This window comes from Planktothrix sp. PLAVEN19ND (assembly GCF_057220675.1).
In genome coordinates this window covers 1,696,172-1,713,266 of sequence record NZ_CM170132.1, presented here as the reverse complement: position 1 = coordinate 1,713,266, position 17,095 = coordinate 1,696,172, and the positions used below count along the sequence as shown (strand labels likewise).

Genomic DNA, 17,095 nt, shown 5'->3' with positions numbered 1-17,095 from the left:
CGCATTTATCTGCGGATATTCGCCCCCATCATTGGTTACAATTCCAAAGTAATTAATTGGGCAATTTCTTCGGTTTGAAAACCTAAAGCCGTTGGTTTTTGTGCTTCGGGAATTATCTGCACATCATAGAGTTCTGTGACTATTCCTTCTAAACGCAACCAGTGAACAATTGCCCCAGTATTAAGATCAATTGCCATCATACCACAACGCGGTTCGGCATCTTTTTTGGTGAGTAATTCATCTAATTCTAAACCTCCAAATGTTTTGTCATTTCCTCTGGGTTTGGAAAGTCCGACTATGGCCCAATTTTGCCAAAATGCTAGTCCTCGTAAATAGCCTGGACAAAAGGCGATCGCTTCAAATTTCCCTGTGTCTAAATCCACATATCCTAATTCTCCCCGCCCCGAATAGATAATGACACTCTCTATGGCGGTCAAGCCAATGACCTTGTAGATGGAAATGAGGGCAATGATAAGCTGTCACGCACTTAATTTTTTTGCCCACAAGCCTTGCTAGAAGGACTCTAGGCTACAAAATATTCAATTTTGTTTTCGGATAACAGTCATTAATGTAGAGACGTGCCACGGCGCGTCTCTCTAACTCTCGATAATTTTCGGCCTTGGTGGGTTTACTCCTTCAGGCTTTAATAATCGAAATCACCCAATCAAAGGTTTTTAGGACTTGTTGTAATACGGTTTGATCTTCTAAATTAGATAACTGTAATGTTGGCTCTCGATATTCCGTAGGTTCTAAAGGGAGAGATAAACCAATCGCACTCAATTTATTTCGGAGTTCTAACCATTTTTCCCGTTGGTCAAAAGGAGGTTGAGAACCATATTTATTAGAAGAAATTTCTAAACGTCCTGAAATATCAACGGTAAATAACTTTAACTGTTTTCGACCTTTTTCTTTCTGTTGTAATAAAGCCGTAAACCCACCATAAACATCTCCCGTTCCCCACTGTATAATAACCTCTGGTTCCTGAAGTTTTACCCAGTTATGGATTTCTTGAGCTATTTGTGTTTCATCCTCTCCCCGACGCAGTTGGAGTTCTTCAAAAAAGGAAACTTCATCCCAACGACGGCGTTCTCCCGTCGCACTAGATTTTTTTTGTTGGGCTTCCGCCGTCTGACCAATTAACCGAGGAACTAAGGTTTTTAAGCCATCTTGACTGACATATTGTTTAATTTCTAAAGCCAAAACCTCGACTAAATCCGTTTGTTTATTCAGAAATTCTACCACCCGTCTTAAGGAACTATTAATATCATCTGCAACAAAGACTAAACGCAGTTTTCCCGCTTGCAGATTAGTTTTAACTTTTTGCCAAAATCCATCTTCACTCAGATCCGAGCCCAGAAATTCTTCAAACACTTGTTCAGGATCTCGACCTTGATCTCGACAATTGGCTTCAAATTGAGAAATAATTGATTCCATCGGCCAATATAATCCTAAATTTGCCGCATTATCTAACATCTGACCAATCATTTTTTGTCGAGTTTCCACATTGCGGCTGCGTTTAACTGTGACCAGTGTAGGAATAGAATTTTGATCCAAAAATAAATGATCGATTGACCAGCGACTCCCATTATCTTCCTCAGCTGGAAGGGTTACGTCCCGGGAAATTAATAACCACCGTCGTGCAGACGTACCATGGCGCGTATGTACTTGCTCCATTCCATCCCCGGCTAAAAGATTGGGATAAGTCTCTAATAATTCCTGTATTTGGTCTTCAGAATCGTAGGGCTGTTCCATCATTTCAACTAGCCGATCATCATCCTGAATGAGATAAATCCCTCCACCCATATTATTTACCTGTTTAATTCCTAGATTCGGTGATTTCTAATGGTTATTGATAATTTCCCGTAAACACCCGTTCTGCTGGCCCGGTCATATACAAATGTTGATCTTGATTCGACCATTCAATCTCCAGACAACCTCCGGGTAGTTCCACTGTAACAACAAAATCGCAATTTCCCGTTAAAATTCCGGCAACCACAGAAGCACAAGCTCCAGTTCCACAGGCTAGAGTTGCACCAGCACCCCGTTCCCATACCCGCATTTTGAGATAATTGCGGTTAATCACTTGAATAAATTCCGTATTGGTGCGTTCAGGGAAAACGGCATGATGCTCAAATAAGGGGCCGATTTCTGCGAGTTTAATTTCCTCAACATCCTCTACAAAGGTAATACAATGGGGGTTTCCCATACTCACACAGGTGACATTCCAAGATTGTCCGGCCACCAATAGGGGAACATCAACCACTTTCTCATCGGTGGCGGCGAGGGTGGTAGGAATTTCCTGGGCTAAAAGTCGCGGAACTCCCATATCCACTTTAACTTGGCCGTTGGCTTGTAATACCGGAGTAATCACACCCGCTAAGGTATGGATTTTGTAGCTTACGGGGGATGTAATTTGATCGCGGTTTTCCAGTTCAGCGATAAATTTAGCCAGACAGCGAATTCCGTTTCCACACATCTGAGGTTCCGAACCATCGGAGTTGAAAATTCGCATGGTATAGTCAGTGTTGGAGGTTCCTCCGTTCGCGAATATCACGCCGTCAGCACCAATGCCAAAATTGCGATCGCACATTTCTATGGCCTGTTCTGGGGTGATTAGGGGTTCTGACTGATGACGATTATCAATCAGAATGAAATCATTCCCTAAACCGTGATATTTCGTAAATGCAATGGTCATGAATTCCTCCACTTTTATCGTTAGGGTGATTTGGGCGTTTGGGCGAGAGTGAATCAAAAAGTTGAAAATCCCTCACACCTTATCTATTATCGTTTTAATGTTGAATTAAAAACAACTCTATTATGTCTGAATTTAATACCGATTTACCCAGTATTCGCAAAGTTCAAGGGTATACCAAGGATAAAAACTTAGTGGAAGTTAAACTGCTAACGAATGATCTTCTCGCAGGAACGATTATCTGGCAAGATCCCAACTGTATTTGTTTACAAGACCCAAACAACCTACAAATATTGGTTTGGCGACATTCGATTGCTTTTATCCGTCCCAAATAGGAGACCTGTTCAGCATAACCGTTATACAACGACGGTTTTAGCCAATCCTCCTTCCTGATTGGAGATGCCCCGGTGCTAAATTGTGGCGTAATTTTCAAAACCCCGTGATCTTACGGAGATTCAAACTCGATAATATTAACAACATCATTCCCCAACTCTGCCCAGATTTCCTATAATTTATATATAGGTTTATCCCTCTCTCTATAGGGAATTGGGTCAATGCTTTAAATAAAGACTGATCTCTATAAAGGTTCTGTAAAACTTCCAGGATTTTTTATAAAGAGGCGTGACAAACCAATAAAGTTTGCTATTGTAGTTATTAACAGCTTGTATGTAATCACTCTGGTTGCTGAGATGTCCCACTCTAAGGAGACAGACAGGGAAACAGAGTTACGAGTTCAGGGTCACAGTAACCAGTAGGATATTCACACACAGGAGTTCCAATGAAAACTACATTCTTCACAACCTTAATCTCAACCCTAGCTTTAACCGGGATTTGCGCGACCTCGGCCCAAGCGTTTACCTTCACAACCAACTACACCACATCGGATACAAGTCAGTGGAAAAGCGACATCTGGTTAAATTCAGTTAAAATTGAGAATAAAACCTACAGCAATTTCTCCCTGGTCAAAGGTGTTAATATTGTCCAAAACGATCTCTGGACAGGTGGCAATACGGGCGCAGCCAGTAGCGATAGAGGGGATAATGCTTCAGGGGTTAAGGCAGAAAATCCAACGGCAAGTAATTTAGCAGCCTCTCTGGGCAATTTAAACCTCAGCAATATTATTGATACCGAAGACAGTGGCAAGTTTACCCTAGACTTGTTCTTTGGTAAACCTGTGGATAATTTCCTGTTTTTTGAACGGGGCAAGAACAGTCAACTCAGAGTTCAGGCCTTTGATAAAAGTGGTAAGTTGATTGGAGGAGACTCCATTAAACTATATTCATCAGAATGGCAGGGAGCGGGTTATCGCCTTGATACCACAGAAATCGATGGATCTCAAATAGTAGGTTCTTTAGGAGTCAGTTTGTTTGATTTAGGAGTGACCGATGCCAAATCTTTTGGTGGTCTACGGTTAATCAGCAAATCTAGTTATGTGGGCCCTGATTTTAAAGTGGTGGGTCTAAATGTGGCCGTTCCTGAACCCACGACTGTTTTGGGATTAGGTTTAGTCGGTGCTGCTTTAGCTATGTCTCGTCGCAAAAAAGCTCAATAAGGCATATCCATTGAAGAAACCAACATTAGACATCTTTAATTAACTACCGCCCCAGGAAACAAAAGTAGGATGGGGCGGGTTAGATTTTGTAAAATTTGCCGAGAAAACCCTATCTCCTTGTGGATGGGGCGGTCGGTAGATTATGGGAAGGAATATCAGAACAGGACTATTTAGCTATTCACTCCAACTCCCCTAAATCAACCCGAATTCCATATAATATACATATAAGAGACCAACCCTATTTTTTTATAGGGATTTCATCAATTCTTTAAATAAAAGCTGATCTGTATAAAAGTTCTGTAAAACTTTTAGAAATTTTGATCAATACCGATGACGTATCCTACCCATATTGTTATTGTGTTATCAACGACTTGTATGTAATAACTCTGGTTGCTAAGATGTCCCTTGCTAAAGAGACACTCAGGAAAACAGAGTCACGAGTTCGGGGTCAAAGTGACCAGTAGGATATTCACACACAGGAGTTCCAATGAAAACCACATTCCTCACAACCTTAATCTCAACCCTAGCTTTAACCGGGATTTGCGCGACCTCGGCCCAAGCGTTTACCTTCACAACCAACTACACCACATCGGATACAAGTCAGTGGAAAAGTGACATCTGGTTAAATTCAGTTAAAATTGAGAATAAAACCTACAGCAATTTCTCCCTGGTCAAAGATGTTAACATCATCCAAAACGATCTCTGGACAGGTGACAATACAGGCGCAGCCAGTAGCGATAGAGGGGATAATGCTTCAGGGGTTAAGGCAGAAAATCCAACGGCAAGTAATTTAGCAGCCTCTCTGGGCAATTTAAACCTCAGCAATATTATTGATACCGAAGACAGTGGCAAGTTTACCCTAGACTTGTTCTTTGGTAAACCTGTGGATAATTTCCTGTTTTTTGAACGGGGCAAGAACAGTCAACTCAGAGTTCAGGCCTTTGATAAAAGTGGTAAGTTGATTGGTGGAGACTCCATTAAACTATATTCATCAGAATGGCAGGGAGCGGGTTATAGCCTTGATACCACAGAAATCGATGAAGCTCAAATAGTAGGTTCTTTAGGAGTCAGTTTGTTTGATTTAGGAGTGACCGATGCCAAATCTTTTGGTGGTCTACGGTTAATCAGCAAATCTAGTTATGTTGGCCCTGATTTTAAAGTGGTGGGTCTAAATACGGCCGTTCCTGAACCCACGACTGTTTTGGGATTAGGTTTAGTGGGTGCTGCTTTAGCTATGTCTCGTCGCAAAAAAGCTCAATAAGACCTATCTTTTGAATTAGTTAATATTAGACATCTCTAAATCAACCGCCGCCCCAGGAAATGAAAACATGATGGGGCGGTTTAATTTTATGGGTATAGCGGTCGCACGACTCATGGTATTTGACTCATACTCATCCAGAAAACCCGGCGGTGAAGTCTTTGCGACGGTGAGTTAAAATGAAGGCTGATAAATTAGTATCAAAAGTTACAGTTAACCGTTCTCTAAAAATCTTATATCTCAATTACCTTAAAAAAAATAGGGGCAAAAGGCTGTGCGATTTCAATCTTACGATCCAGGTGAATTCTACGATGAACTGTTTGTGGCGAAAGGACAACCTCGTCCCTACGCAGCCCAATTAATTGATCGAATTAATTCTTTATCCCCAGGAGATTTAGAAATTCGACAGGAAGCGGCTAAAACAGCAATGATGAAATTGGGAGCAACTTTTAACGTTTATAATGATAGTCAAGGCACGGAAAGAATATTACCTTTTGACTTAATTCCTAGAATTGTTTCTGCTTCAGAATGGGCTCATTTAGAACGAGGATTAAAGCAACGTATTCATGTATTAAATCTATTTATTGATGATATTTATGGGGAGCAAAAAATTGTTAAAGATGGAATTATTCCCGAAGAATTAATTTTATCTTCTAAAGGATTTCTTAAACCTTGTATGGGGTTAAAGCCACCTCAAGGAATTTGGTGTCATATTACAGGGACAGATTTAGTTAGAGATCAAGGGGGAAAATGGTATGTTCTCGAAGATAATTTGCGCTGTCCATCGGGGGTTTCCTATGTTTTGGAAAATCGCCGGGTGATGAAAAGCACATTTCCCCAACTTTTTGCAAAATTAGGGATTCAACCCGTTGATGAATACCCCAGTCATTTATTAGATACCTTGCTTAATTTAGTCGGGGATCATATTAGTAATCCGACGGTAGTGGTTTTAACTCCGGGGATGTACAATTCTGCTTACTTTGAACATTCCTTTTTAGCCCAACAAATGGGGGTAGAATTGGTCGAAGGACGGGATTTAGTGGTGAGTGATGGCTATGTGCAAATGCGCACCACTAAGGGATTAAAACGGGTGGATGTGATTTATCGCAGAATTGACGATACTTTTATTGATCCATTAGTTTTCAATCCCGAATCAATGTTAGGAGTTCCTGGGTTAACGGAAGTCTATCGCAATGGTCGAGTTGCTCTGGCGAATGCCTTGGGAACTGGAATTGCAGATGATAAAGTGATTTATGCTTATGTTCCCCAAATGACTCAATATTATTTAGGAGAAGAACAAATTTTATCCAATGTTCCCACCTATTTATGTTGGGAACCTAAACAACTAGAATATGTGCTAAGTAATCTGGATCAATTAGTCGTTAAAGCCGCCAATGAAGCGGGGGGATATGGGATGTTAGTCGGAACCCAATCTACCGAAATAGAACGTCAAGAATTTGCTGAAAAAATTAAGGCGAATCCCCGAAATTATATTGCACAACCGACATTATCTTTATCCCGAGTTCCCACCTTACTCGGAGATACTTTTGAGGGGTGTCACGTTGATTTAAGACCCTATATTTTATATGGTGAAGATATCTATGTTCATCCGGGGGGATTAACCCGAGTGGCGATGAAAAAAGGGTCATTAGTGGTTAATTCTTCACAAGGAGGCGGGAGTAAGGATACTTGGGTTTTATGTGAATAAATCTGGATCACGGATTTAAGAGGATTTCACGGATTTTAATCTGTGTTATAGCAGGGAACAGGGAACACCGCAGGAAAAGATGGGTGTACGGCGCACGGTTTTAGCATCAGTCTATGTCCTAACACCCCAGGCGCGACTGATATAATCTGTGTTAATCTGCGTAATCCTCTTAAATCTGTGATCGGATTTCACGGATTTCACGGATTTTTTTGGGGCGGGTTCATCATATTCAACGGTAAACCGTTAACAATTTTTAATATGTTAAGTCGTGTTGCAGATTCTATTTATTGGTTAAATCGTTATGTAGAACGGGCGGAAAATATTGCGCGTTTTATTGACGTTAATCAAAATTTATTATTAGATTCTCCCTCCGGTGTTCAACAACAGTGGAAACCAATTGTTGTTACGACAGGAGACTTAGAAATCTTTAAAGAACGCTATGGAGAAGCGACCGCAGAAAACGTCATCCGGTTTTTGACCTTTGATAGTAATTATCCCAGTTCTATTTTATCTTGTCTGCGAGCCGCCCGGGAAAATGCTCGTTCAGTTCGAGAAATTATTTCCTCGGAAATGTGGGAACAGGTGAATGAATTTTATATGATGGTGAGAGATGCGGCTTTAGGAGATAGTTCCTATCAACTCGCGGATTTCTTCTATCAAGTGAAAATGCGCGGACACCTGTTTGCGGGGGTGATGGATGCTACGATGTCCCATAATGAAGGGTGGCATTTTGGCAATATGGGGAGATTATTAGAACGGGCGGATAAAACCTCTCGAATTTTAGACGTCAAGTATTATATTCTGTTACCTTCAGTACAGGATGTGGGAACAACAATTGATGAAATTCAGTGGATTGCCTTGTTAAAATCTGCCAGTGCTTATGAAATGTATCGGAAACGCAAACAACACCGAATTACCCCCTCTCGGGTGGTGGAATTTTTAATCTTAGATCGGGAGTTTCCCCGTTCAATTGAATATTGTTTATTACAGGCGGAGCGATCGCTTCAATGTATTACCGGAACCAGCCCCGGAACCTGGCAAAACCCTGCCGAACGGGAGTTAGGACGGCTACGTTCTGAACTCGATTATCTGACTATTGAAGAAATTATGCAAAGGGGAATTCATGAATTTTTAGATGATTTACAAAATCGGATGAATCATGTTGGTGAGCAAATTTATGAAGATTTTTTTGCCCTGAAACCGGTGGTTAGTCCCTTTGTCCAGACTCAGACTCAAGGGAGTTCGGTGATCCATCCCCTTCGGTGATTTGGCTCGGGTGCAACCCTCAAAACTTTCAAACCCTCGGTTTCAATAGCCACCGCCATTCCGGGCCGATCCGATCTGAAATTGACCGTGGCGATCGCCAAAATTAGGCCTGAGCGACAACTTTTAAAATTCGTGAGTTGCCATGACCGGGCGTGGTAAAATGTGTAAAAATTCGCCCACATAATTTTTCCCCGAGGTATATTAATTCATGGAAGCAATACTGCTGTTAGCAAAGTTACCCGAAGCTTACTCTATTTTTAGCCCGGTTGTTGACATTCTGCCCGTGATCCCCGTATTTTTCCTGCTGTTGGCTTTCGTTTGGCAAGCCTCCGTGGGATTCAAATAAGAAAACAAGTTTAAGCTATCAGCGTCCAGTTAGAAACCTGTGGGGTTTTCTTAACCCGATCTAGGGTTTAACCTCCCCATCTTTTTAACTTCACGCTGATAGCCTGCTCCCGTTAATATTACTTTCTTCCCCCAATTGTTTTTTGGAAAGCGGGTCTTTCGTTTAAGCGTTGAATATAGTCTAAAACCGCCGGATAGGGGCTTAAATCCAACTGCAACATCAGGGGAATATAAGCCAAAATCGAACCTACAGCAATATCAGCCACGTTCAATTCATCACCCATTAAAAAGGGTTGTTGACTCAAAATTTTATTTAAAGGATTGAGTAAACGAGGGGTTTCTTTTTCCCGATTCGCTTCTATAAAAATCCCCGTTCCCAAGGTAGCATTTCCAAATAATACCCATTGTGTAACTGTGGCTCTTTCTTCAACAGAATTGGGCAATTTACCATGTTTTTCGGCTAAATATAATAAAATTGCGCCCGACTCCCACAGTTGAAAATCATCTTCCACAATAGCCGGAACTTTACCAATCGGATTAATCGATAAAAATTCAGGTTGTAGGTGTTCTCCCGCCACCATATCTAATAAAATAAACTCGTAGGGAACCCCAATTTCTTCTAAATACCATTGAACAATTGAAGCCCGACTGCGAGCACCACCATACAGTTTTAACATGAATCTTTATCCTTTTTTAAGATGAGAACTTTCTAAAAAAGTTTATCATAAAAGTAGAAAGACAAAACAGAATTAATATCCAGACCCAGGAAAAAGAAACGTGTTTGATAATATCTGCAAATTTCTAGCGGAGAATTTTTCCGAGGATTTAGCCAGTTGGTTATTAGGTTTTCCGATTCAGTTAGCACAACTGAGCCCAACAGAGTTATCCTTAGAACCGATTCGCGCAGATTCCTTAATTTTACTCCAATCTGATGAGTTGGTATTGCATACGGAATTCCAAACCCAACCGGATGTAATGATGCCCTTTCGGATGTTAGATTATCGAGTGAGGGTATATCGACGGTTTCCGCAAAAGTCAATGCGTCAGGTGGTGATTTATTTACAGCCAACAAAATCCCCTTTAGTTCAACAAAATACCTTTAGATTAGACAAAACCTCCCATGAATTTGAGGTCATTCGTCTTTGGGAACAGCCCACAGAGGAGTTTTTGAGAATCCCTGGGTTATTACCTTTTGCGGTATTAAGCCAGACTAATGATCCCGCCCTGGTCTTAACTCAAATCTCCCAAATAACTCAACAAATTGCAGATCGGCGAGTTCAAAGTAATTTAATGGCTGCATCTGCAATTCTCGCCGGATTAGTGTTAGAACCAGAAGTCATTCAACGGATTATCAGGAGTGATATTATGCAAGAATCTACCATGTATCAAGAAATTTTACGACAAGGGAAAGAACAGGGTCGTGTTGAGGGTCGCGCGGACGCCTTAAAACAAGTGGCAATTCTATTACTCAAAATGGGCATGGGTTTAGAACAAATTGCTGAAACAACACAATTAACTGTTCCTCAAATTCAAGAGTTACAACAAACCCAAGAACAGGACAATCAAAATAATTAAACAAAAATGGGAGGCAATTTCTTGAAAATCAAGCTAACATTAAGGGATTTTGCCCCCATGAAAATCCCTTAAATAGAATTACAGAACTTGGTGGGTATAAGCGTGTTGTTTGACATTATCTTCCGTCCGAATCATGCGCTCGGAATTTAAAACCCGTTTTCGTTCTAAGGAGTAATTAAATTCTTTAAAACTGGTTCCTAAAGGAATATGAAGTTTAGCTTGGGGTCGATTCTTGTAAGTGCGAGTAGCGGCGATCGCGCGATCGCTAAAATTCTCACAAAAATGGGCATCTGTTGTTAATTCTGCGGGAATTTTAGCCTCTGTGTTCATCAAAATAGAACCTAATGTCACCGCTAAAGCCACTTCATAGGAAGTCGGAACTCCTTTGAGAATTGCTTCTAAAGCCGCTGAGGGAATGGGTTCAACCACTTTTACTTGATGAACTTCCCCATCTTCTTTCACAAAACAGGTCGCTAAACCAATGACGACATAATCATCAGTCGAGAGATCAGGGGCGTTAGGATAAGCTGTTGCAGTTGTCATAAAAATTAAAAGGTTCAGAATTCCAAGAATCATTCGCTGGTTGCATTGTACCAAGTTCCGATCTTCCCCACCCAAACCGAATTAAACCCTGAAAGGGTCTAAACCCTTACCTGACTTTAACAATAGGGATATTGTGAAACTCGTTAAGCTTCACATTTTGCTAAAATATTTAACCAAACTTTATCAAAATACCCCTGGGGTTTTCGGTTGGGCTTGAGCAATGGCCACTGTTGACCCCCGATAAATTTGCTTAGAAACCAGTAAGGTTTTGACTCCGGCGGCTTGTAAGGCGGCGGCTTCGGCTACACTCGGTGTTCCGACTGCTGTTCCCACCCGAGCAGAAGGGTTAGGAACCTCCACAGACCGCAATAACTCCGACGAGAAGGTGCGTAAGGGCCAATTTTTGGCTTCGCACAATTCTACTAACCCGGGTTCATTCCCTTTGCTATCTAAAGTGGCAATGCCGGCGATCGCATTTTCCCCTAAATTATACTGTTGTAAAACCTGCTGAATGGCTGTTTCAATCAGACTTCTAGGGGTTAACCGTCCACAACCGACACCGACCCACAACAGCTTGGGAAACCACGGATTTTTAGGAGTATCAAATCTTACCATCTTCTGCCACTGGGAAAAACTCATTAGGTAACAGTAATCGATTAAGATAGAGAAATTGTTTCTTTGATGATCATTAATGGAAAAAACTCCTATTTATACAATTATCGGGTATGGGGGCATCCTTAAACAGACCCAAAATTTTGAGCCAGTTGTCAATTTTTATTTTAGGTAAAAAGGCGGAGCATCTATAATGGATCAGAGAACAGAACTATTATTAAAACTCGATATTCTTAAAGAATTTTATACAGAAGAAATCGAAACCATTAGCGAATATTTTTCGATTCATAAGTTCTTTGATTTACAGGTGATTATGCCCCAAACAGGTCAGGATTCCTCCTTTGGGATTATTTTATCTGGGGAAGTCAGCATCAGTGATGACAAAATAGAAAATTCCAGTCGGACTAAAGGGGATATCTTAGGGGAAATGGCATTTATTCATGGCTTTCGATCGGATTTTATTGCGGCGAGTGATGGGGCGATCGCGATTATGACCTTTGATGATATTGAAAAGCTCAAACTCAAACACCCTTATTTAGCAGTTAAATTAGTTGATTTTGTTACCCATAATCTGGTTAATAATTTACGCAAAAATGACAAAAAAGACAATACAGAAATCCTAGTATTATTAGCCGATGATCATTTATTTTCAGACTTGATTAATTTAATCAAAGATCATCTTCATATTATCAATAAATTTTCCATCTTCACCTCCGAAAAATTAAAAATAATCTTAGAAAAAAACACAAATTTAACCATTAGTCAAGTCATTGAACCCCAGAGTTTGATTTTGGGTGAAACAGCTATTGGTCATCAAATTCTGTTAGATCAAGTTAAAGCCATTATGTACCTCCGAGATCCGGTAAAAGTCGAATCTAACCCCGCATCCGTTGAAGCCTTATCTCGATTATGTGACTTACAACAGGTTTTATTTGCAACTAATTTATTAACGGCAAATGCCATTTTTCAGTATTTAGAATAAAATTGATTAAGCACAGGAGATCATCCCATGAGTCAACGAGTTTTAATCCTAGGAGGCCGAGGAAGAATTGGCAATAGTGTTGCCGAAGATCTAGCCCAACATACCGCCGCCGAGATTACCATTACCGGACGGAATCTGACAGAAAATATAGGAATTAATCCCCGATTTCAACAGTTAGAATTAGATCTCAATGATCAAGCTAAATTAGAAACAGCGATCGCTAATTCCGATTTAGTCATCCACTGTGCCGGGCCGTTTCAATCTCGAGATTTAGGAGTTTTAAAAACCTGTATTCAACATCACGTTAACTATATTGATGTCAGTGATAATCGAGACTTTACCCGCCGGATTTTAGACCATTCTGAAGCCGCTAAAAAAGCTGGAGTTACCGCTATTATTAATACGGGTATTTTCCCGGGTATTTCTAATAGCATGGTGCGTCAAGGTGTAGAACAATTTGATCAGGTGGAAAAAATCCACTTAAGTTATGTAGTTGGCGGGTCTGGAGGGGCGGGAATCACCGTCATGAGAACCACCTTTCTCGGGTTACAATCTCCGTTTCCAGTGTGGATAAACGGACAATGGCAAACGATTAAACCCTATAGCGAACGAGAAACCATTGAATTTCCTCCTCCCTACGGAAAAACCGGGGTTTATTGGTTTGATATGCCAGAATGTTTCACCTTAGTAGACTCTTTTCCCGTTAAAACTGTGATTACCAAATTTGGCACTATTCCCGATTTTTATAATTATTTAACTTGGAGTGTCGCCCATTGGTGGCCAGAAAGTTGGCTAAAAAATCCCGCCGTGATTGAGTTCTTATCCCAGGTCAGTTATCGGATGACCAATGTAACCGATATTTGGAGTGGTATCGGGGTAGCAGTGCGTTCCTGTGTGACCGGAATTAAACAGGGAAAAACCGTTGATTTTTGTTCTACCATTGTTCATGAAAATACCGCTAAAATTGCCGGAATTGGCACCGGAACAATTGCGAAACTTTGCTTAAAGGGTGAACTACAAAAGCCCGGAGTTTGGCCAGTAGAACAGGTACTTTCGACTCCCTTATTTGAAGCTGGCTTGAATCAACGGGGCGTTAATATTCAAACCCATTTTAATTAGAAATTAAACAGACTAACGCAAAAACGGAGGGCGTTTAGTATCCGTGTCGGTTTTATTTTTAGCCGACTCAGCTAGGAAACGTTTTAAGGCTTTTTCACGGTTTTTCATAAACGCCCCCCAAAACCCGGGTTGAAACTCATCCATCGTTTTCGCTAAAGCCCAAACATCAATGGCTAGGATGTTGTACATTCGTTCATCTTCGCACTTGAGAGTATTAATCTGTTCTAGGAGCTTGCGTTTTATACTAGAAATCGATTGATCTTCATCGTTGGTGGTCATATTGAACGTTTAATAAAATGGCGTAGCAGTTTAGAATCAACAGAGTGAGTTCTAGCAGAATACTTTTGATTAATATGTTACGTCAAACTTCTTTGGGCGCCCTAGGTTTAGTGGTGGGTGGAATCTTAACTGTAGTGGGTTTTGCTGCCTATTTTGCGGATAATGCCACCTTAAACTTAGCTGGATTTTTCTATGGAATTCCCGTATTATTAGGAGGGTTAGCCCTAAAAGCGGCAGAACTCAAACCCATCCCATTTACTCAAGCGACATCCTCTGAGGTCTTAGCCCGCCGAGAACAACAGGCTACAGACACCCAAAATCAAGTCCGCAAGGATGTCACCCGGTATCGCTATGGCCAAGAAGCCCATTTATCCGATGTCCTAGAACGTCTGGGACTTAGCCCCAATCGTGAAGAACGTCCCCTCCTCCAGGGTATTCGAGAAACCCTGATTAATGATTCCTATTCTTTGATTTTAGAGTTTGATTCTCCCTTTATGTCTTTGGAAAATTGGCAAAAAAAACAAGATAAAATAGCTAAGTTTTTTGGCCCTAATTTACAGGTTCAAATTACCCAACCCCGAGAAGAACAGATTGATGTTGCTTTAATTTCAGATCAAACTTAGTTTGGTTCTTTAGTAGATAGTATGCTGAAGTAATGCAAAACCCCATAACCCTAGTTTTCAAGGTGCGCTGTCCCTCGATGACTGGGTTTTATGGTGTAGCACTGCGCGCTAGGGAACAGGGAATACCGGAACAGGCCGCGTCATGAACCCCCATTCTACAAACTCATGACAGGCTTCGACTCCGCTCAGGAGAACCCTGTCGAACGGGAATGGGCAACAGAGCAGGTTACAAGGTTTAGTATTGTCAAACACCTTAGTTGGTAGTGCTATAGTTCACCTCCTCCTATCTAATTACAAATATTTCAATTTATACTAAAATGAACAAAGGTTTTAGACACATCAAAAAGTTCAATATTTGGGGAAAAAGAAACTTTTATAAAACCAGACTCCTTTCCATCGGAATTTTGGCTGTTAACCTTCCCCTAATCTTTTATATACTTTATCTAATTTTTTATGCTCATTCCTTTTTAAGTGGGGATATTTTTACTATTATTTTTATCGGTACAATCGCAGGTGTTTTTTTATTATACCGACATATTGACTCGGTTAAACAGTCTATATTGTTAGTAACAAAATCCTTGAATGTGTATTTTAATCAAGGAGAAATTCCAGAATTTACTCCGAGCCATTATCAGGAAATTAATCAACTCTACAAAGCGATTAAATTTGCCATTCAAAGTAATGAACAAAAGATTTTAGATCTCGAAAATATTATTCTATCCCATCGAGAAGAATCCCTGCAAATTGTTCTGGAACGAGAAACCGCAGAAATTCATCTTCGCCAATGTTTAAGTATAGCCAACCGTCATCATTTACCCCTATGCGTTGCTCTAATTAGTGTCGAAGACAGCACGTTAACTGAAAACTCAGATTTTTTAGCAACTCCATCCTCCCAAATTATTCATCTAATGCAGGAATTAAAACAAATTTTGCGAGAAAGTGATTGGGTCGCCCATTGGGAAAAGGATGAATTTCTATTAGCTATTTTCTCGGAATTGCCCGGAACAAAAATAGCACTCAACCGAATTTTAGATCGTTTGGTTAATCAAGAAGAATCCCTTGAAAATAACTGTTCTACTCAGTGTTCTATCTATATTGGATATACAAAAGCTCAACCCAATGAACACTATCGCGCCTGCATTGACCGAATAAATCAAGCCCTACAACAAGCTAAAATTACAGGAGAACGTTGTGTTTTTTTTGAGGGAATAGGGAATAGGCAATAGGGAATAGGCAATAGGCAATAGGGAATGGGTTATGGGTAATAGAAAGACTTTACCTCCCCTGCTCCCCCTGCTCCCCCTGCTCCCCTGCTCCCCCTGCTCCCCCTGCTCCCCCTGCTCCCCCTGCTCCCCCTGCTCCCCCTGCTCCCCCTACTCCCCTGCTCCCCCCTGTTAACTCTTAACTTCCGTCATTTCAATAACACGGTCATCTAAATCTTTCACTAAAAAATTTAACGGTCTTTCGCTGCGAATTTTATGTTTTACACCGCGCAATTGTACCCGCATTAAAATTTGTTCTAAACAATCTTTATCAAAACAAACATGACGTTCTTGATCTTTAGATCCATAACTTGCCCCGCTAATAATATGTAACTGAGTGTTTTTCATCAGTTGATACCATAACCCCTCCGTACCCTGCATTTTAGACGTTGCCGTAGGCCCTACAGGAGCAGAAAGATAAAGGGGATCAATTCCAGCCCCTAATGTTTGTTCATAGTTATAGTAATAATGTAAAGGCACATCTGCCACAGCTAGTCCTAATAAACCTTCATAAAAATCCCGGGCTACATTCAAATCAGAAACCATAATTGTATGTACTTTCGGCGCGCTGGTGAGAAACATCCACATCGCCACCGCATAAGCAGCCAGTAACATCACCATCACTCCCTGAGTGGAAAAAATCCCGTCAAAAACCGGAAATTCAGGGAAAAATGCACTTAACGGTAAAAAATGAAATGAAAAATTCATAAAATTAACGGCTATCAGCATGAATAGATTCAGAAGTAGGGAACCAATAATCGCTGCCATCCCAAAGACTGAGACGATCTGCTAGTGATCATGTTAACAAAAAGTTTCAGCAACTCCTGTACAATCATATTTTTTGAGTCCAGACATTGCCTTTGAACCATGAGTCATCAGATTGATGTGTTTGTATACGGTACGCTCAAACCAGGGGAATGTAACTATCAACGTTATTGTCGGGGGCGAGTCCTAGCCCAGCGTCCGGCTCTGGCCCTGGGAAAACTCTATGCCCTATCTTTAGGTTATCCGGGGATGGTAGCTGGGGATGGTATCGTGCAGGGGGTGATTTTATCCTTTGCAGACCCTAGTATTTTTTTGGACTTAGATCAACTGGAAGATTATCAACCCCATCGCCCGGCTGAAGAAAATGAATATCAGCGACAACAAATTCCGGTTTTTGATCTTAACCATCAACCTTTAGGCTTAGTTTGGGTTTATTTGATGGATATTAAAACCGTTGAGTTTTATTCCGGGGTTTTAATTCCTGATGGCTGTTGGACAAATCAATATTGACCTT

21 protein-coding genes are annotated in these 17,095 nt (G+C 40.8%); 13 read left to right on the top strand and 8 right to left on the bottom strand.

The window, feature by feature from the left end:
* Nucleotides 1-35: 35 nt before the first annotated feature.
* Entirely contained in the window at nucleotides 36-437 is a 402-nt protein-coding gene (locus AC2D3N_RS07290; protein ID WP_484693221.1) for a DUF4915 domain-containing protein, read from the bottom strand.
* Between AC2D3N_RS07290 and AC2D3N_RS07285 the strand changes: the two genes are divergently transcribed.
* Nucleotides 408-491: a hypothetical protein gene (locus AC2D3N_RS07285; RefSeq protein WP_144017763.1), complete on the top strand. Its 84-nt coding sequence runs from the start codon at nucleotides 408-410 to the stop codon at nucleotides 489-491. The two genes, AC2D3N_RS07290 and AC2D3N_RS07285, sit on opposite strands and share 30 nt — an antisense overlap.
* Before the next feature lie 145 nt (nucleotides 492-636).
* On the opposite strand, the gene AC2D3N_RS07280 is transcribed toward AC2D3N_RS07285, so the two are convergent.
* Together AC2D3N_RS07280 and dapF are read right to left on the bottom strand one after the other, a co-directional pair.
* Nucleotides 637-1,803, bottom strand: a complete 1,167-nt coding sequence (locus AC2D3N_RS07280; protein WP_079679056.1) for a hypothetical protein — start codon at nucleotides 1,801-1,803, stop codon at nucleotides 637-639.
* A gap of 43 nt (nucleotides 1,804-1,846) precedes the next feature.
* Entirely contained in the window at nucleotides 1,847-2,695 is an 849-nt protein-coding gene (gene dapF, locus AC2D3N_RS07275; protein ID WP_079679057.1) for a diaminopimelate epimerase, read from the bottom strand.
* 122 nt (nucleotides 2,696-2,817) lie between these two features.
* Between dapF and AC2D3N_RS07270 the strand changes: the two genes are divergently transcribed.
* From AC2D3N_RS07270 to AC2D3N_RS07245, 6 genes are all read left to right on the top strand, one after another.
* Nucleotides 2,818-3,027, top strand: a complete 210-nt coding sequence (locus AC2D3N_RS07270) for an Hfq-related RNA-binding protein (protein ID WP_484693220.1) — start codon at nucleotides 2,818-2,820, stop codon at nucleotides 3,025-3,027.
* 443 nt (nucleotides 3,028-3,470) lie between these two features.
* The gene (locus AC2D3N_RS07265; RefSeq protein ID WP_484693219.1) at nucleotides 3,471-4,244 is read left to right on the top strand and encodes an exosortase-dependent surface protein XDP2; all 774 of its coding nucleotides are present in this window, start codon (nucleotides 3,471-3,473) and stop codon (nucleotides 4,242-4,244) included.
* Nucleotides 4,245-4,731: 487 nt separating this feature from the next.
* On the top strand, nucleotides 4,732-5,505 hold the full coding sequence (locus tag AC2D3N_RS07260; protein WP_484693218.1) for an exosortase-dependent surface protein XDP2: 774 nt from the start codon (nucleotides 4,732-4,734) through the stop codon (nucleotides 5,503-5,505).
* Between the two features lie 271 nt (nucleotides 5,506-5,776).
* Entirely contained in the window at nucleotides 5,777-7,210 is a 1,434-nt protein-coding gene (locus tag AC2D3N_RS07255; RefSeq protein WP_484693217.1) for a circularly permuted type 2 ATP-grasp protein, read from the top strand.
* Nucleotides 7,211-7,468: 258 nt separating this feature from the next.
* Complete coding sequence (locus AC2D3N_RS07250) at nucleotides 7,469-8,476, top strand: alpha-E domain-containing protein (protein ID WP_079679067.1); 1,008 nt, start codon at nucleotides 7,469-7,471, stop codon at nucleotides 8,474-8,476.
* A 208-nt stretch (nucleotides 8,477-8,684) separates the two neighbouring features.
* Nucleotides 8,685-8,822: a photosystem II reaction center protein K gene (locus tag AC2D3N_RS07245; protein ID WP_079679068.1), complete on the top strand. Its 138-nt coding sequence runs from the start codon at nucleotides 8,685-8,687 to the stop codon at nucleotides 8,820-8,822.
* A gap of 118 nt (nucleotides 8,823-8,940) precedes the next feature.
* Here AC2D3N_RS07245 and AC2D3N_RS07240 read toward each other — a convergent pair whose 3' ends face one another.
* Complete coding sequence (locus tag AC2D3N_RS07240; protein WP_484693216.1) at nucleotides 8,941-9,498, bottom strand: glutathione S-transferase family protein; 558 nt, start codon at nucleotides 9,496-9,498, stop codon at nucleotides 8,941-8,943.
* A 100-nt stretch (nucleotides 9,499-9,598) separates the two neighbouring features.
* Here AC2D3N_RS07240 and AC2D3N_RS07235 point away from each other — a divergent pair, with 100 nt between their 5' ends.
* Complete coding sequence (locus AC2D3N_RS07235; RefSeq protein WP_484693215.1) at nucleotides 9,599-10,396, top strand: Rpn family recombination-promoting nuclease/putative transposase; 798 nt, start codon at nucleotides 9,599-9,601, stop codon at nucleotides 10,394-10,396.
* A gap of 78 nt (nucleotides 10,397-10,474) precedes the next feature.
* Here AC2D3N_RS07235 and AC2D3N_RS07230 read toward each other — a convergent pair whose 3' ends face one another.
* Together AC2D3N_RS07230 and AC2D3N_RS07225 are read right to left on the bottom strand one after the other, a co-directional pair.
* Nucleotides 10,475-10,939, bottom strand: coding sequence for a hypothetical protein (locus AC2D3N_RS07230; protein WP_484693214.1), 465 nt, complete (start codon nucleotides 10,937-10,939; stop codon nucleotides 10,475-10,477).
* A gap of 183 nt (nucleotides 10,940-11,122) precedes the next feature.
* Nucleotides 11,123-11,554: a cobalamin biosynthesis protein gene (locus AC2D3N_RS07225; protein WP_484693213.1), complete on the bottom strand. Its 432-nt coding sequence runs from the start codon at nucleotides 11,552-11,554 to the stop codon at nucleotides 11,123-11,125.
* A 190-nt stretch (nucleotides 11,555-11,744) separates the two neighbouring features.
* On the opposite strand from AC2D3N_RS07225, the gene AC2D3N_RS07220 reads away from it, so the two are divergent.
* Entirely contained in the window at nucleotides 11,745-12,533 is a 789-nt protein-coding gene (locus AC2D3N_RS07220) for a hypothetical protein (RefSeq protein WP_079679074.1), read from the top strand.
* A gap of 27 nt (nucleotides 12,534-12,560) precedes the next feature.
* Nucleotides 12,561-13,652, top strand: coding sequence for a saccharopine dehydrogenase family protein (locus AC2D3N_RS07215; RefSeq protein ID WP_484693212.1), 1,092 nt, complete (start codon nucleotides 12,561-12,563; stop codon nucleotides 13,650-13,652).
* Between the two features lie 12 nt (nucleotides 13,653-13,664).
* Here the strand turns inward: AC2D3N_RS07215 and AC2D3N_RS07210 are convergent, their stop codons facing one another.
* Nucleotides 13,665-13,931, bottom strand: a complete 267-nt coding sequence (locus AC2D3N_RS07210) for a hypothetical protein (protein ID WP_079679077.1) — start codon at nucleotides 13,929-13,931, stop codon at nucleotides 13,665-13,667.
* A 74-nt stretch (nucleotides 13,932-14,005) separates the two neighbouring features.
* Between AC2D3N_RS07210 and AC2D3N_RS07205 the strand changes: the two genes are divergently transcribed.
* Nucleotides 14,006-14,554, top strand: coding sequence for a DUF2854 domain-containing protein (locus AC2D3N_RS07205; RefSeq protein ID WP_079679079.1), 549 nt, complete (start codon nucleotides 14,006-14,008; stop codon nucleotides 14,552-14,554).
* 317 nt (nucleotides 14,555-14,871) lie between these two features.
* Nucleotides 14,872-15,780, top strand: coding sequence for a diguanylate cyclase domain-containing protein (locus AC2D3N_RS07200; protein WP_484693211.1), 909 nt, complete (start codon nucleotides 14,872-14,874; stop codon nucleotides 15,778-15,780).
* 168 nt (nucleotides 15,781-15,948) lie between these two features.
* Here the strand turns inward: AC2D3N_RS07200 and AC2D3N_RS07195 are convergent, their stop codons facing one another.
* Nucleotides 15,949-16,545, bottom strand: a complete 597-nt coding sequence (locus tag AC2D3N_RS07195) for a VOC family protein (RefSeq protein WP_484693739.1) — start codon at nucleotides 16,543-16,545, stop codon at nucleotides 15,949-15,951.
* 138 nt (nucleotides 16,546-16,683) lie between these two features.
* Between AC2D3N_RS07195 and AC2D3N_RS07190 the strand changes: the two genes are divergently transcribed.
* On the top strand, nucleotides 16,684-17,091 hold the full coding sequence (locus AC2D3N_RS07190) for a gamma-glutamylcyclotransferase family protein (RefSeq protein WP_484693210.1): 408 nt from the start codon (nucleotides 16,684-16,686) through the stop codon (nucleotides 17,089-17,091).
* Nucleotides 17,092-17,095: the final 4 nt, after the last annotated feature.

Coding starts and splice junctions, on each gene's coding strand:
- AC2D3N_RS07215 (WP_484693212.1), top strand. CDS start 12,561: ATGAGTCAACGAGTTTTAATCCTAGGAGGCCGAGGAAGAATTGGCAAT.
- dapF (WP_079679057.1), bottom strand. CDS start 2,695: ATGACCATTGCATTTACGAAATATCACGGTTTAGGGAATGATTTCATT.
- AC2D3N_RS07210 (WP_079679077.1), bottom strand. CDS start 13,931: ATGACCACCAACGATGAAGATCAATCGATTTCTAGTATAAAACGCAAG.
- AC2D3N_RS07195 (WP_484693739.1), bottom strand. CDS start 16,545: ATGCTGATAGCCGTTAATTTTATGAATTTTTCATTTCATTTTTTACCG.
- AC2D3N_RS07200 (WP_484693211.1), top strand. CDS start 14,872: ATGAACAAAGGTTTTAGACACATCAAAAAGTTCAATATTTGGGGAAAA.
- AC2D3N_RS07270 (WP_484693220.1), top strand. CDS start 2,818: ATGTCTGAATTTAATACCGATTTACCCAGTATTCGCAAAGTTCAAGGG.
- AC2D3N_RS07220 (WP_079679074.1), top strand. CDS start 11,745: ATGGATCAGAGAACAGAACTATTATTAAAACTCGATATTCTTAAAGAA.
- AC2D3N_RS07280 (WP_079679056.1), bottom strand. CDS start 1,803: ATGGGTGGAGGGATTTATCTCATTCAGGATGATGATCGGCTAGTTGAA.
- AC2D3N_RS07225 (WP_484693213.1), bottom strand. CDS start 11,554: ATGGTAAGATTTGATACTCCTAAAAATCCGTGGTTTCCCAAGCTGTTG.
- AC2D3N_RS07240 (WP_484693216.1), bottom strand. CDS start 9,498: ATGTTAAAACTGTATGGTGGTGCTCGCAGTCGGGCTTCAATTGTTCAA.
- AC2D3N_RS07245 (WP_079679068.1), top strand. CDS start 8,685: ATGGAAGCAATACTGCTGTTAGCAAAGTTACCCGAAGCTTACTCTATT.
- AC2D3N_RS07190 (WP_484693210.1), top strand. CDS start 16,684: ATGAGTCATCAGATTGATGTGTTTGTATACGGTACGCTCAAACCAGGG.
- AC2D3N_RS07250 (WP_079679067.1), top strand. CDS start 7,469: ATGTTAAGTCGTGTTGCAGATTCTATTTATTGGTTAAATCGTTATGTA.
- AC2D3N_RS07260 (WP_484693218.1), top strand. CDS start 4,732: ATGAAAACCACATTCCTCACAACCTTAATCTCAACCCTAGCTTTAACC.
- AC2D3N_RS07230 (WP_484693214.1), bottom strand. CDS start 10,939: ATGACAACTGCAACAGCTTATCCTAACGCCCCTGATCTCTCGACTGAT.
- AC2D3N_RS07265 (WP_484693219.1), top strand. CDS start 3,471: ATGAAAACTACATTCTTCACAACCTTAATCTCAACCCTAGCTTTAACC.
- AC2D3N_RS07205 (WP_079679079.1), top strand. CDS start 14,006: ATGTTACGTCAAACTTCTTTGGGCGCCCTAGGTTTAGTGGTGGGTGGA.